We start from the raw sequence: 15,479 nt of genomic DNA on the forward strand, positions 1-15,479 counted from the left end.
GCCTCCCTAAAGTAAACAAATTCTGCGCTAGGACTCGCTGGTCAACGCTTTAGAATCGGCGGCTTTCTTGCCCGAAAGCTTATGAGCAATCATACCGACCACGATAAAGAAGAGTGGAATAAAGAAAATGGCCAGGAAGGTGGAGGTAAACATCCCACCAACAACCGCTGTACCAATCGCATGCTGACTGCCTTGCCCCGCCCCGGTGGCGATTGCCATTGGCAGCACCCCGAAGGTAAAGGCGAGCGAGGTCATGATGATCGGCCGCAGCCGCAAGCGCGCCGCTTCCTTCGCCGCTTCTATCAACGGAATGCCCGCCTCATATCTTGCTTTGGCAAACTCGATAATCAAAATGGCGTTTTTCGCCACCAGCCCGACGGTGGTCAACAGCCCTACTTGGAAAAAGATGTCATTTGACAGGTCCCGCAACAAAGTTGCCACAACCGCCCCGAGAACACCGATAGGAACGACCAGAATAACCGCAAAAGGAACCGTCCAACTCTCGTACAGTGCCGCAAGACACAGAAATACCACCAGCAGGGAAATACCGTAAAGCAGCATCACCAGCGACCCGGTTTTCTGCTCCTCATAGCTGATACCCGTATAGGAGAAGCCGATTCCACTCGGTAACGTTGCTGCCACTTCTTCCACGGCAGCCATCGCGTCACGAGTACTGTAGCCTTCCGCCGGATTGATCATGATTTCATTCGCCAGAACACCGTTATAACGCTGCAGCTGAGCAGGACCATTGGACCAATGCCCTTTACTGAAGGCGGCAAAAGGAACCATCTCGCCCTCGGCATTACGGACGTACCACTTGTTAAAATCCGTTGGCGCAAGACGCGAGCTCTGTTCGCCTTGAATATAAACACGCTTGACCCGCCCCTGATCGACGAAGTCGTTGACGTACATCGAACCCCAAGCTGCAGACATGGTGTTGTTCACATCCTCAAGACTGACCTGATAGGCACTGGCACGCTCATCATCGATTTCGATGTTGTATTGAGGCGTATCAGGAACTCCCATCGGAAAGGCCACTTGGATCCGTGGGTCTTTCATTAACCCACCGAGGAACTGACCTTTTGCGCTCTCCAGGGCTTCATGCCCAAGACCCGCCATATCCTGAAGATAAACATTAACCCCCGTCGAGTTACCCATCTCCATAATGGACGGTGGAATCATATTAATTAACCGAGCATCCCTGAATTCGCCCATTGAGCCATTCAGACGATTCACAAAACTAAAGACATCGGTCGGCTTACCATTTCCTTCACGCTCACTCCAAGGTTTCATCTTAATGATGATAAGCCCCTGGTTTTGACCACGACCGAAAAAGTTAAACCCATTGATCGCCAACACCGCGTCAATCAATCCACCTTCTTCTTTAAAGATGTGTTCACGGATCTGATTCATAGACTGCTGAGTACGCTCTGCACTGGCAGAGGGAGGCAACTGAACAGCAGAATAAACCCGTCCCTGATCCTCATCGGCCAAGTAAGCGCCCGGCAATTCGTTAAACAGATAACCCAGACCGCCACACACCAACACAAACAAAAAGAGATAGCGCTTGGGGCTTCGACCCATCGCACCTACACTGTTTTCGTAACCGTTGGCGCCGCGTTCAAAAGTTCGGTTAAACCAACCGAAAAAGCCTTTCTTCTCGGTGCCATGATCACCGTCGTGAGGCTTAAGTAACATGGCGCAAAGAGCAGGCGTGAAGATCAATGCGGTCAGCACAGAGATCGCCATGGCTGACACAATGGTCACGGAGAACTGACGATAGATCACACCAGCAGAGCCCCCGAAAAACGCCATAGGGACAAACACCGCAGACAACACCAGCCCGATGCCGACCAGCGCTCCCTGGATCTGCTGCATAGATTTTCGGGTCGCTTCTTTCGCCGACAGCTTCTCTTCATTCATGACCCGTTCGACGTTTTCCACAACGACGATGGCATCATCCACCAGCAAGCCTATTGCCAGCACCATGGCGTACATGGTTAATACGTTGATGTTAAAGCCTAACGAATAGAGAACGCCGAAGGTTCCGAGGATTACCACAGGAACTGCCAACGTGGGAATCAGTGTTGCCCGCCAATTTTGCAGGAACAGGAACATCACACAGAAAACCAACACAAAGGCTTCGATCAGTGTGTGTACAACGGATTCAATAGATGCCGTTACGACCGGAGCCGTTTCTAAGGGATAAACGACCTTAACACCCTGAGGAAAATAAGGCTCTTGCTCGGCAATCAGGTCCTTAACCCGCTTGGAGGTTTCCAGAATGTTGGCGCCAGTTGCCAGACGTAAACCGATCGCTGCGGTGGGCTTATCATTGTAATACGCCGAGATCGCAAAGTTCTCGCTACCAAGTTCAACTCTGGCCACATCGGATAGGCGAACCTGGGATCCGTCCTCATCCACTTTCAACAGGATGCGCTCGAATTCCTCTGGAGATTGCAGACGAGTTTTACTGGTAATTGTGGCGTTAAGCTGAACGCCCTTTGCCGTTGGTAAGCCGCCCAGCTGACCGGCAGAGACCTGCACGTTTTGTGCGGTAATCGCCGCTGAGACATCGGTTGGCGTTAACTGATAACTGTGCAGTCGCGAAGGATCCAGCCAAATACGCATCGCATACTGAGAGCCGAACAGCGTAAAGTCGCCCACCCCTTGTACACGCGACAGAGGATCTTGCAGATTGGAGGCAATGTAGTTGCCGAGCGCAAAGTTATCCAACTTGCCGCTTTCATCGATCAAAGCGATCGCCAGCATGAAGTTGCGCTGATATTTAGCCACCCGAATGCCCTGCCGCTGGACTTCTTCCGGCAGCAACGGCGTGGCCAGCTGTAGCTTGTTCTGTACCTGAACCTGAGCAATGTTCGGATCTATGCCCTGATCAAAGGTCACGATGATCGTCATACTGCCATCGGCTTCACTCACCGAGGACATGTAGCGCTGGCCATCCAATCCGTTCATCTGTTGCTCGATGACCTGGACAACGGAATCCTGTACGGTTTGAGGCGAGGCTCCGGGATAGCTGACGCTGATTGAGATAGCCGGTGGTGCCACATTGGGATAGTGACTGATAGGCATATTGTTGAGCGCCAAGCCGCCCGCCAACATGATAACAATCGCGATTACCCAGGCAAAAACGGGGCGGTTAATAAAGAATGCTGACATAAATTCCAGACCAAAAAAAGCCTGTTACCAACTCCGAACGTCTGTCGAAAGCCGTTTTTAGGAAAGGGTAACAGGCACTGAAAACCAGATTCGTTAAGGGGATTCGCTAACGCTAGTTAGAAGCGACCTCATTGAAATCAAGAACAGGATTGACATTGCTGGCGGGCACTGGCTCAACTTCGACACCGGCCTGCAGACCCATAATGCCTTCGGTAACAACCTGCTCTCCGGCTTTTACACCGTTTTCAACCAACCACATGTTGCCAATGGCACGGTGCACCTGAATTGAGCGTAGTTCCGCTTTTTTATCATCGCCAATGACCCAAGTCGCAGGCTTACCAGATGCGTCTCTCTGGACCGCTTGCTGAGGCAACAAAATAGCATCGTTTTTGCGGCCCTGATTCAAACGAGCATGCACAAACATGCCAGGCAGCAAACGCCCTTCTGGATTGGGGATAACCGCCCGCAGAGTCACGGAACCTGTGCCTTGATCAACGCTGACTTCCGAAAATCTCAGGCTGCCCGTTTGATCGAAAACGCGTCCATTGTCCAACAACAAAGACACCTTGGCACCGTTTTCGCTGTCGCTTTCCAACGCACCTGAGTCCATGGCTTCCTGTAAGCGCAGCATCTCAACGACAGGCTGAGTAATGTCGACGTATATAGGATCAATTTGCTGGATGGTCGACAGCTGGGCGGTCTGGGCCTCGCTAACCAGCGCACCTTCAGAAACGGCGGAACGACCGATGCGACCAGTGACTGGGGCAACGACCTCCGTATGTTCCAAATCAATACGCGCCAATTCGGCTTCAGCCTCGGCCAATTTGTAGGCTGCATCAACATCGTCGTATTGTTGCTTACTGACCGAACCGCTATCTAACAGCTCTTCATAGCGAGACAGCTGTGCTTTCGCGTTGTCCAGATTTGCCAGTGCCCGTTGATAGGTCGCGCGATAGCGCTCATCTTCGATCTGATAAAGCTGTTGGCCAGCCTCGACTTCCGCCCCTTCAACAAACAGACGCTTTTCAATAATACCGCTGACTTGGGGGCGCACTTCCGCTAACCGATAAGCGACAGTACGACCGGGAAGATCCACCGTGAGATTGATTGGCTTACTTTCCAGGGTGTACACACCGACAACTTTTGCCTGCGGCGGCGCCTGGGGCTCTACATTGCCGCAGCTCGCCAGTAAACCGGCGGCCAAGCTGACAAATCCAGTAGCGATCTTTGACTGGATGGACATCACAACATCGACTCCTTTGAGGTCCAGAGACATTGACGTGGCTAAACGTTACTTATCTGGACAATGAAACTCTATACGTCTTATATTACAAAACGCCGTCCCACATTGCGATACACTTTAATACTAATTAACAAAAAAGGTTACCGTAGGTAACAATTACACTAGCGTATGAGCCCGAAATGCACCCCTTCAGTCTTAGCACACCCATGCCAATCCGCTAATTTTGGCGTTGGGCGGGCGGCTACCCCGTATAAAAGAAGAGCTTTTTCTTCGGCGACTTTATTTCCACTCTGGCATCACCAGAACCCTAGGTAACACGTTGATTATGTCTAATGAAGCTTCCTCACCGGTGAAAAATGGTTGTGAACCCCGCCATGGGATTCAGGTCATTGCCCGCTCTGCGCAGATTTTGAGAGTGCTGGGGGATCACCCCCACGGTATGAGCCTGAGTGAAATTTCAGAATTGACGGATCTTCCTAGATCGACAGTACACCGTATCGTAAGCGCCTTAGCCGAGGAGATGCTGGTAGAGGTTTCCGCCAATGAAAAAGGCTATCGCATTGGGCCTGCCATTGGTCGCCTCTTGCACCATTCCCAGACGGATATCATTTCTGAAGTCCGCCCGTTTCTTGAACAGCTGAGTACCACCTTTGGGGAATCGACTTACCTCGCTAAAATGGCGGGCCAGACCACCCAGGTGATCGACCGGGTTATTGCTGAGCACCCGCTTAGAATTGTGTTTCCCGTAGGTGCAGATACCCCGCTACTTATGACGGATTCAGGAAAAGCCCTGCTCGCCCTGATGCCTGACCGGGAGTTGCTCGATACGCTGACACCCGAGCTCTTTCGTGCCAACGAGTGCACACGCTCTCGCCAGGAGGTGATCGATGAAATTCACCAAATCCGCAAAAAAGACGTCGCCTCTCAATATGGCGGTTATATCGACGGGATCTGCGGCTATTCCGTCGGTTTGAAAACCTACCTTGGCAACTTTGCCACCGGCGTTGTACTGCCTACCCCACGGCTTGGGGAACGAGAGTCGGAAATCTGTGATGCATTACTGAACGTAAAGCGGGAAATAGAACAACGGATCGGCTCAGTAAACGCCCAAGAGATTTATAACAAATAACGTTAACGACAAGCACACCTGCCGGTTTTTAAAACGATAATTTGCATTTTTGGAAAAATATGTAATAAATATGAAATTGTGGCAGCCGATTGCAGTAAACCAATAAGTTATTAGGCGCCAACGTTAGTTCGAGTTCAAAAACAAGGATGTAAACACGTTGTGATGCGACGATTCGCCAATTCCGCAATGGCTAAAACAATCGGACCAGCAAAAAACCCATTAAGCTCCAACCAACAGGCATCCCATTCAAACCCCGACAGCGCACCAGTCGATACGCCTCGGCCGAATAATACACCGGATGAAAATAGGCAGAATTTGGCAAGTGAACTGCTAAACTTGCCAGAAGTGTTTCGATCAACATCGCTACCCGGATCCGCTGAGTCCAATTTGCTGCATCAAGAGCACGAAGAATCCATTTGTACTGTTCATCTTACCCCGGAACTTGAGATTCTGGCGATGAGTCGCGCCAGCGAAGAACTTTTTGGTATCCAGGAATCGCAACTGATCGGCAAGCCGCTCAGCACGCTTTTACCCGAGAACTTTCCTGGCGAACATAGATCTCAACTTTTTACGGAGAGCTTTGTAGAAGGTGCCGATCGCGCGTCTTTTTTAAGAGGCATGAATTTCCAGCACAAGCGCGCACTCGAACTGGAAATCATTGTTCAGGCGATGCAGGTGAACGGACTACCGACCTACCGCCTCTTAATTCGTGATCTAACGGAATTGCGCCAACTTCAATCAACCCTGGAAGAACAAACCAGCCGCTTACAGGCGCTGATGCGGATTGCCCCCATCGGTATTATGGAAGTCAATCAGGACTGGGAAGCCGTCAGCGTAAATGCCCAATGGCTACAGATCTGTGATCGCCAGGAAGAAGAACTTCAGGGCATGCACTGGATCCCGATTCTGTTTGGTGAAAATTGTGCAGACATTTTGCGTGAGCTACACCAGAAGCTCGAAAGTTCTGAGGCATTCCTTCACCCCTGCGAATTGATTGACAGCACCGGAGCACCCCGCTGGGCCGAACTGAACATTCAACCTCTGCTTCACCGCGATGCGCTCGGCTTGGGCTTTGTCGCAACGCTTACCGATCAAACCCACTGGCGCCAATCGGAAGCCCGATTACGGCAAGTCGCTGAACAAGATGCCTTAACCGGTCTGGCCAATCGACGCCTGATGACACAACGTCTGGAATACGCCCTCAAACGCGTTAAACGCCACGGTCCACTGGCCCTGCTGGCCCTGGACTTGGACGGTTTCAAAAACATCAACGATTCCTTGGGACACGATGCTGGCGATGAGTTGCTGATTGAAGTCGCCGCACGTTTGCGAAAATGCGTCCGTGACGAAGACACGGTAGCGAGAGTCGGCGGCGATGAATTCTTGATTCTCCTGCAGGATCTTGAAGACAGCTCCCGGGTTGCCGAAATTGCAGAAGCTGTGCTGGGCACCCTACAGCAACCGGTTAACCTCCGCTGGCAAGAGGTGTTTATTAGTACCAGCATCGGCATCGCGTTCGCCACAAAGCGAGAGGATATCAACGCCCAGGCGCTCCTCAAGAACGCTGATATCGCCCTCTATCGCGCCAAAAACAAAGGGCGCAACAATTATCAGTTCTACTCGACACAACTGGGCACCCGCACACAAGAGCGGCTGGACCTCGGCAACAGTCTTCATAACGCCCTCAACCGCAATGAATTCGAGATCTACTATCAATTACAAGGGAATGTGAAAACGGGAGAGATCACTGGGTTGGAGGCGCTGCTGCGCTGGAACCACCCGAGACGAGGGCTTCTCAAACCGGAATTGTTTATTCCCATTCTTGAAGAGACCAACATTATTGTCGCCGTAACCCGCTGGGTGATGCGGCAGTCCTTTCGGGATATGCAAATCATGCGTGGCTCACGCCTGGTTAACAGTACCTGCTCCATGTCCATCAATCTGTCGCCGCGCCTGCTCCGCGACGCTTATCTGCTGGATAAACTCAAATCCAGCCTGAAAACTGCGGGGCTCAATGGTGCACTTGTCAACGTTGAAATCACCGAATCCACCCTACTGGAAGATTCAAAAGCCATACAAGCGACCTTGCGAGGCATAAAGGAACTTGGGGTTAAAATCATTCTGGACGACTTCGGTACGGGCGCCAGCTCGCTGACGTACCTGAAACGCTTCCCGATTGATGAAATCAAAATTGATAAATCCTTTGTACAGGATTTGCTGCGCGACGCCGATGACCGCGCCATTACCCGCGCCGTATTGGCTCTCGGGCAGTCGCTCAACATGAAAACCACCGCCGAAGGTGTAGAAAACGACAAGACACTGGAATTACTGGCGCAATGGGGCTGCGACTACTTTCAAGGTTACCTTCTCAATGAGCCTCTGCCGTTGAAGGAACTGTGCCAACTGCTCGCCCATCGTAAAATCATCGAACACCGCTCTTAAGGGCACCGCCAGCATTCAAAAGGTGCCTTTTTAGAAAAGCACTTAACATCAGACAGGTGTTGGGCTGCCGTAGGGTTTATCGGTACACTAGCACGCTAACGATGAGCTGGCCTTGCTTGGGCCAGCAAAAGAACATCACACCGCTTGATTGCCTTGAACTCTAGCGAACTGAGCCTTTTATGTCCTTGCTGCTATCTGACCTCTTAAACCAATTGCCGTTTCTCTCACTCAGCGATACCTCTGCCGAATTCCCAGGGATTCCTGGCGAGACCCCGCATCCGCTGCTGATCGTCCAAACCGACAAATGTCACGCCCGGCTTGCCTTATACGGCGCTCAACTGCTGACCTTTGCCACTCCCGACCAAGGTGATCATCTATGGGTAAGCCCTCAAGCGATTTTTAAACCGGGCAAAGCCATCAGAGGCGGCATTCCCGTCTGCCTTCCCTGGTTTGGCCCCCACCCTCAGGAGCCAGGCGTTAAGCCCCAACACGGCTTCGCCCGCACGACTGACTGGGTCCTTTCTGACGCGAAAGCACTGGATGGTGGCGATGTCGCCATTACCCTGTCACTCGAAGCCTATCGACAGCAGCCTTCCGAGCATTTTCCCTTTCAATTCGCAGCCACTCTTACCTTTATTTTCGGTGACGCCCTGCAGGCACGACTCAGCGTCACTAACCTCGATAAACATCCCATGCCACTGACCTGGGCCCTGCACAGTTACTTCTCGATCGAAGACTCTGCAACAGCCCAAGTCACTGGGCTGGATGGATACCACTACCTGGACAATCTCAATGGCCTAACGCCTGAAGTTCAATCCGGTAACATTGGTTTTCCTGGCCCCGTCGACAGTCTCTTTATCGATGTGGGCAAAACTCAAGAAATCCTTTCGAAACCGCACCTGCGCGTATCCGGTGAAAATTGCCACAGCGCCATTGTCTGGAACCCAGGCAAAGAAGCCGCTGCCACCATTGCTGACATTGGTGCCGAACATGTCAACGGCTATATTTGCGTAGAACGTGGCAACGCGGCGAAAAATGCGATCGAACTGCAACCTGGTGAAACCCACGAAGCCACCATGACCATCGCCGCCGTAAAGATCTAACGCCCGTTCAATCTTTTAAAACTCCGAAACATCTCGGCTGTCTCACGCACATATACGACAGCCAGATGTAAAGTTTCGCCAATGACACTCAAACTGGTTACCCATCCCTCTTACAGTTTTCCGTTTCCGGGCAAGCACCGTTTTCCCATGGAAAAATTTCGTCTGCTCCATGAGCATTTGCAACGCTTAGGCATCGCGCAAGATCACAACGTGCTGCGCCCCGGTCGGGCACGGATGGACCTGCTTCAACTTGCCCACGGCACCGATTACCTGAATCGATTCTGCAGCAATCAACAAACCCCGAAAGAACTGAGAGAAATGGGCCTACCCTGGTCAGAGGGCTTATTAAAACGATCGCTGATTTCACCCAACGGCACTTTTTTAACCGGCACCCTAGCCTTAAACGATGGCATCGCCTGCCACCTGGCTGGCGGAACACACCATGCCCACTACGATAGAGCCTCTGGTTTTTGCATCATCAATGACCTGGCCGTTGCAGCACTGGGATTACTGCACCCATCGAGAAGGAGCGCTCTTGAGCGCCCCTCCATACTCATTTTCGATTGCGATGTACACCAAGGTGACGGCACCGCCGCCATATTAAAAGACGAACCGAGAATCTTTACTTGCTCGGTTCATTGCGAAAAAAACTTTCCGATTCGCAAACAAAAAAGTGATTTGGATGTTGACCTACCCACAGGTTTGGAAGACGACGCCTACCTCGATATTGTTCTGAAAAGTTTCCGACAGGTGATTGATCAAAGTAAGCCTGCACTAATTTTTTACGATGCCGGCGTTGATGTCTATCGAGATGATCCCTTAGGACTTCTGAATATCTCTCTGGAAGGAATTCGCCAGCGGGACAGAATGATCTTGCAGGAATGTAAAACACGAGGGATTCCCGTGGCGACGGTTATTGGTGGGGGTTACGACAATGATCGCCAGGCGCTTGCGGAGCGCCATGGCATTGTGGTTGAAGAGGCGGCCGCAGTATTCTACTGAAAACCAACACGAAAATATTCGTTCAATGAAGCCGACGTTAGTCGTTGGTCCCAATGACCCTTACGCTGTTGTTTAAGCAATTCGACCAATTCTGAAATTTCGCTCTCTTCGTCATATTCAGCCGTCTTCATGACATCCACCAAAAACGAACTTATTGTACGGCTATAGTTACCGTAATAAGGAGGGGGTTCTGCCAAGCTGGTTGTATCATTTGTGATGGAAACATATTGATCAAATGTCACTTCTGTAGGGTCGGAAATGTCCACATTTGAATAATCCAAATCACTCGAAACGCTAAACCAGTAGCTATCTGCTGCCCCAAAATAGAATTGGTTATGTGATGACTCAAGAATCAAAGGATTTATGAAATAACCAAGTAGACTACCCGAGTTATCGGACGTTTGGCTAATTTCATTGTTTGAGAAAACAACATTGTTATGGCTAGCTTCACCCGTTGTCGATGACCCTTCATCATTAAACATCACAACACCTTTATCCGATTTAATGTCATACACGGTGTTGCTATCAAATATTACATTGGTTGTGTCGCCGATACTCTCGATTGCATAGGTATTTAAATAACTGCCAGTCTTTCCCCAAGAAAATAGATAATTATTTTTCACGAGGCCTCCATTCCAATCGTCGATTGCAATACCCCAACCAAGGTTACGACTGGTGGGTTGGGATCTTCCAATAGCCGTCATAACATTGTTAACGACGATAACATTTTGCCAGCGAGGTCCATCATCGAAATCATAAGGTGCATTGCCGCCTAAACTCACACCGATTTCGCCCTCTGCATAAAAATTATTGTCCAACAAGATATTCCATGACCTAATCGTATTTGTCTCACTAGAGTTTGATGTGAATTTATTGCCGATGCTAGATGGTCTTAAAAAGATATTATTTCTAAATATCGTATTCGCAGAATTTGTGAAGTAAGTGTTGTGGTTAAACATGGTAGCTTTTCCATACTCCTTAGTTGCACCATCACCTTGAATATTCCACCCGTTATGATCAAAAATATTCTCTTCTAGCAAAATAGAAGTATAAGATGAATATATTCCTATCGAGTGAGAGTCTGTTGCATAGTTATTATTAAAAATATTACGACGGACAATGACGTTATTGAGATAAACACGATTACCCTCCGCGTCGACTCTATAAGACAGAATGACAGTTCCAGAAAACCATTCGAACCAACAATCTTCAATTAAAATATTCCCCTTTCCAGAATGCATCTCAGCCTTCAGTCCAGCCGTATGAATAGCATTTCCATCAGCATCAAACGGTACAAAATCGGGTGAATTTGGGTTTCTCTGCTCTGCGTTAAAATGAAGCCCAACAATCGCGAGATTACCCGATGCACCTATTTCAATGCCTTTATTTACAATCAAAGGGCGGTCATTCGATATATCCCCATAAGCGCCTAACACCGCACGGTTATCGTCAGCCCCTGGCTGGTCGATAACAATTTCATCGGCTGTCGGATACCACACATCACCGCGCTTTAGAAGTACATAATCCGCGTAGCCTCTACGCATATGCTCCACAGCAGCTTCAATGGTTGCAAAAGGAAGTATTGTGCCCGAAGGATGAAATGGATCGCTTCCAACAACGCTATCAGACGCCGAATAGATAGCACCAGTGGTATCGTTACCTTCTGAACTAGAGACATAGAGAATAATAGAATCTTCAGAGGGTTGTAGCTGCGACCAGCCTTCTGAATCCTGATCAGGCTGATCAAACTCGCTCTCCCAAGAAACAGGATAGTTAACGTAAACATTTCCGGAAACAGTAACCGTTCTTTCAACTGAAACAGTATTGCCATCAGAATCTGTAACGACGTAGCGAACTGAATAATCTCCAGGCGCCGTTGTATCGACATTTGATAGGACGTCAACAAAATTGGTTAAATCGCCATCCTCTAGATCCACAGCAGATACTCCAGGATCTGTAAAGAGCGAATTGATTGCTACCACAACCGTAGAGGAGCCTACCAAAGACAGTGAGGGAGAAGAATTCGAAGCACTCACGTCATCTTGCGAACTCGTCGTACTGGCTGTTGATGCAGTACCCGTCGAATTCTCTGTGCTTTCTACCGTGGATTCTTGATTCTGTAGAGTTGCAGAAACTTGTGTTGAAAAAGACTCGTCACCACAAGCGCTAAGCAACAAACACAACCCAATCGATCCTACAATGTATGCATTCTGCATAATGCGAATTTCCCTATTAAATGACATAACTTTGTGTTTTATGACAAGACAGCTGAATAACTTAGATGAAGCGATCGTTAAGTAATGAGACCTAGTTGTTATTTCGATATTTAATATGGTTTGCTTTGGTTTAAGCGGAAGGATATGTGAAGGTTTTCACAGATTTCCCCCTAAACTTTATTTTAACGGTAATTACTAACATAGGACTGAGAAAGTGAACCCAAACCTAGCCGACAGCAGCCAACTGGACCTTAGGGGGGCTCAATCCACCAAAAGATAGAGTATCTTGTCATTTATATTTAATCAGCTCTGACTATACAAAGCTTCGAGAGTTCTACCACTTCGATGCTGACCATCGAGAGCTGGGATACGCTGCCCATGTTTTTACTCTAGAGACTGCTGATTGTTAGATAGCGTTAAACGACAACGCTATAACGGAGCCAAAGTTCAAGCGAGCGGACACGCTCTTTTAGGACTACTGAACATATCTCTGGAAGGAATTCGCCAGCGGGACAGAATGATCCTGCAGGAATGTAAAACTCGAGAGATTCCCTTGGCGACGGTTATTGGTGGGGGTTACGACAGTGATCGCCAGGCGCTCGCGGAGCGCCATGGTATTATGATTGAAGAGGCTGCAAATTCGAACAACAGCCTCAGTATAGCTACTCCATCTGACCTTCAACCAATTCACAATAACCGTTTCTACCTTCCCTTACGGTAAAAGAGACATTCTTTTCAGCCATATATGCGGCTAAGAAAACAGAAACTTTCCCTTCATATCCAGTGCCTTCTTTCGGTTCCATATATACGAAAGCAGAGTTGCAGATTCCATCAGCGGTATTCGATGTTTCATTTAAATAAAATCGAATACCAAACCAATTGTCATTACCCGCATGCACTTTCTTTATCGTGCCGACAATAGTACCGTACGAAGCAAACGCTTCTGAAGTAAAGACCAAGCACAAGGTCAAAAGAAATATTTTTCTTGTCATCTTATTCCCTTCAAAAATTACGATTTCTGTCCCTTCCTCGTTAGGTAGGGCACCAGCGATTGTAGATAGATATTTTCAAGCTCCTAATTCAACTCAAGAGCCATCAACTGGCAGCTTGCCCACTACCGATAGGTAATTGAATTGTTTCCAGAGGTACCTTGTCCTTTCCCATCTTCAACCGTTGCTAAAACAGTCACGTCAGTGGTTTTTGCTGCTAATGCTGATGAGAATAAGATCTTTCCGCTATCTGTATTAGTATCGATCCAAACCATCTCATGATCACAGCTACACCCTGAAATAGTCGCGCTAAGTTGAAGACCTGCATCACCTGTTGAGGGAATAAGACGCGTAATCTTTGCCTTGACATTGCAAACGGTAGAAAAAGCTGCGTGACTAAAAAAACAGAAAAATAACAAACTAAAAGAAAAATACTTCTTCATAAAATACCTGACAAGAAATTAACAGTGATGTACGGCAGTGAAGTCCCTATACATTGCAACAGTTATCAACTAGTTGCTTTCTATCCAAGCATTTACTATTTGGCAATCAGTGCCATGACCAGGAACAGCTCCGCTGGTTGCTTGTGTCTTGTAATAAAAGCCGACTTTTAGCTTTGCGGATTTTGCCGCAAGTAGAAGGCTGAATAACTCTTTATCGTCGATGGACAAACGCGTTCTCGCTTTACCGTTTGGAGTAACACAGTCAGAAGATACCTGCAATGGATTAACCCATTGAACAAAATGACTGTTCGAGGAAGATACTGAACTCGCAGCAACCCAGTCGACTTCGTTATTTCTTGATATCCCTGCATGGACCACACTAGGTAACAACGCTATTAACGATAGAATAATTCTAAACACAATTCCCTCCATGAATAATTCGTTTGAATGCTTTCACTTCAATCTCTTATATAGCCCCAATTCCAGGACTCCATGACGCCGGAATAATCGGCACAATTTCCTGTACCTTTCGCGAATACCTTTTTGTTCGCGGACTTAGCGGCCAAAACCAAACTAAGGACGGCCTTTCCACCTTCCGTATTCGTATCAAAAGACAAAGCTCTACGATAATTTTCGTTACACATGAAGTCCAATAGGTCATTCTTAAATTGAACATACCCTAAGCCACTGCGGTCCACTCGAACTAAATCGATCTCATAATTGTTCGCTGTACCTATTGCCCGGGCGGATGGAGATACCATAAAGATAGGTAACAAAATCAATAAATTGGCATGTTTGAATAAGCGCATAATATATTTTATCAGCATAGTTACTGTTGAATCGCCAAAAAATCTAGTTCACAAACATTTTCACTAGAAAATGCCCTTACCTTTCTGTCGCCCATATAAGCGGCGAGCGCGATACTCATCATTTGATCAATGGCTTTATCAGAATGTTTCGAGTGAGTGATTGTCGCCGTTAAATCACAGCCACTGACATTTTGATGGGTTGCATCGGCAGAAAAAATCAATTTCGTAACTTTACTGTTAGACTGATCGTAAACTTTAATCTGTTCCAACTTTCCAAAAGCAATATTCGCTGTAATTCCCTGCTGTGCAAATGAAAATATGGCTATAAAAGCAGCTAATTTAATGACGATCTTCATATTTTCCACCCTTGGATCTCATGGGTTATCTTTCCGAGCTTCGCTTAAAAAAAGATCTGGACTCTTTCCACCAAAGGGTAGTCGTAGTTGCCGCCGCCACAACCAATAAGTCTAAAACTGAGTGGCTTTCCAGATACTCCAGCAGCAAGCAATGTACTTAACATTGTCTGCTTTTCAGGTTGATCAGCATTTCTAATGATGAATTTCCGACTTGAGCTGGAGGAACAATTTTGAGCAGAGGAATAATCTGAGGCGATCGAGATAACAGTAGTACCCGACCAGCTATTGAGGCTCACTACAGAAAGCTTGGGCGTATCTTCTGAAAAGACAACACAAGAAAAAAGTAATGCGAAAGCAGCGCCCGACGAAATCGCCACTTTCTTTAAGGCGTTATTAGAAAACATCATTCAATTCGTCCGTTGAGCAGCGAAGGAAGCCTTCACTGTAGATCCAAAATTAGCGCGGCATTATTACTCATACGAAAAATAACAACAATCATACAAATTTATTAGCCCGGAAACTGATTCTCGACATACGCGAAAATCTAGCCATCCAATATTGCTTGCT

12 protein-coding genes are annotated in these 15,479 nt (G+C 48.1%); 4 read left to right on the forward strand and 8 right to left on the reverse strand.

The features are described from left to right. Positions 1-27 precede the first annotated feature (27 nt). Positions 28-3,180, reverse strand: a complete 3,153-nt coding sequence (locus tag ACXAFR_RS02680; RefSeq protein WP_475171662.1) for an efflux RND transporter permease subunit — start codon at positions 3,178-3,180, stop codon at positions 28-30. Positions 3,181-3,292: 112 nt separating this feature from the next. Next, positions 3,293-4,423, reverse strand: a complete 1,131-nt coding sequence (locus ACXAFR_RS02685) for an efflux RND transporter periplasmic adaptor subunit (protein WP_475171884.1) — start codon at positions 4,421-4,423, stop codon at positions 3,293-3,295. Positions 4,424-4,748: 325 nt separating this feature from the next. On the opposite strand from ACXAFR_RS02685, the gene ACXAFR_RS02690 reads away from it, so the two are divergent. From ACXAFR_RS02690 to ACXAFR_RS02705, 4 genes are all read left to right on the forward strand, one after another. After that, a complete protein-coding gene (locus tag ACXAFR_RS02690) occupies positions 4,749-5,552 on the forward strand; it encodes an IclR family transcriptional regulator (RefSeq protein WP_475171663.1) in 804 nt (267 codons plus the stop codon). Between the two features lie 186 nt (positions 5,553-5,738). Further along, positions 5,739-7,994 (forward strand): putative bifunctional diguanylate cyclase/phosphodiesterase, encoded by a 2,256-nt coding sequence (locus ACXAFR_RS02695; RefSeq protein WP_475171665.1) that lies wholly within the window; start codon positions 5,739-5,741, stop codon positions 7,992-7,994. 179 nt (positions 7,995-8,173) lie between these two features. Further along, the gene (locus ACXAFR_RS02700; protein ID WP_475171667.1) at positions 8,174-9,097 is read left to right on the forward strand and encodes a D-hexose-6-phosphate mutarotase; all 924 of its coding nucleotides are present in this window, start codon (positions 8,174-8,176) and stop codon (positions 9,095-9,097) included. An 81-nt stretch (positions 9,098-9,178) separates the two neighbouring features. Next, entirely contained in the window at positions 9,179-10,099 is a 921-nt protein-coding gene (locus tag ACXAFR_RS02705; RefSeq protein ID WP_475171668.1) for a histone deacetylase family protein, read from the forward strand. Here the strand turns inward: ACXAFR_RS02705 and ACXAFR_RS02710 are convergent. The 6 genes from ACXAFR_RS02710 to ACXAFR_RS02735 all read right to left on the reverse strand — a co-directional run bounded on the left by ACXAFR_RS02710 (position 10,093) and on the right by ACXAFR_RS02735 (position 15,319). Then, positions 10,093-12,315 carry a DUF5011 domain-containing protein gene (locus tag ACXAFR_RS02710; RefSeq protein WP_475171671.1) on the reverse strand — a complete coding sequence of 741 codons (2,223 nt, stop codon included), beginning with the start codon at positions 12,313-12,315 and terminating at the stop codon, positions 10,093-10,095. The genes ACXAFR_RS02705 and ACXAFR_RS02710 overlap by 7 nt on opposite strands. A gap of 662 nt (positions 12,316-12,977) precedes the next feature. Continuing rightward, positions 12,978-13,307, reverse strand: coding sequence for a hypothetical protein (locus ACXAFR_RS02715; protein WP_475171674.1), 330 nt, complete (start codon positions 13,305-13,307; stop codon positions 12,978-12,980). Positions 13,308-13,429: 122 nt separating this feature from the next. Next, positions 13,430-13,747 (reverse strand): hypothetical protein, encoded by a 318-nt coding sequence (locus ACXAFR_RS02720; protein WP_475171677.1) that lies wholly within the window; start codon positions 13,745-13,747, stop codon positions 13,430-13,432. 69 nt (positions 13,748-13,816) lie between these two features. Beyond that, on the reverse strand, positions 13,817-14,167 hold the full coding sequence (locus ACXAFR_RS02725) for a hypothetical protein (RefSeq protein ID WP_475171680.1): 351 nt from the start codon (positions 14,165-14,167) through the stop codon (positions 13,817-13,819). A gap of 409 nt (positions 14,168-14,576) precedes the next feature. Then, the gene (locus tag ACXAFR_RS02730) at positions 14,577-14,912 is read right to left on the reverse strand and encodes a hypothetical protein (RefSeq protein WP_475171683.1); all 336 of its coding nucleotides are present in this window, start codon (positions 14,910-14,912) and stop codon (positions 14,577-14,579) included. A 44-nt stretch (positions 14,913-14,956) separates the two neighbouring features. Further along, a complete protein-coding gene (locus ACXAFR_RS02735) occupies positions 14,957-15,319 on the reverse strand; it encodes a hypothetical protein (protein ID WP_475171685.1) in 363 nt (120 codons plus the stop codon). Positions 15,320-15,479: the final 160 nt, after the last annotated feature.

It is taken from the genome of Pseudomaricurvus sp. ABR4_320 (assembly GCF_056159445.1).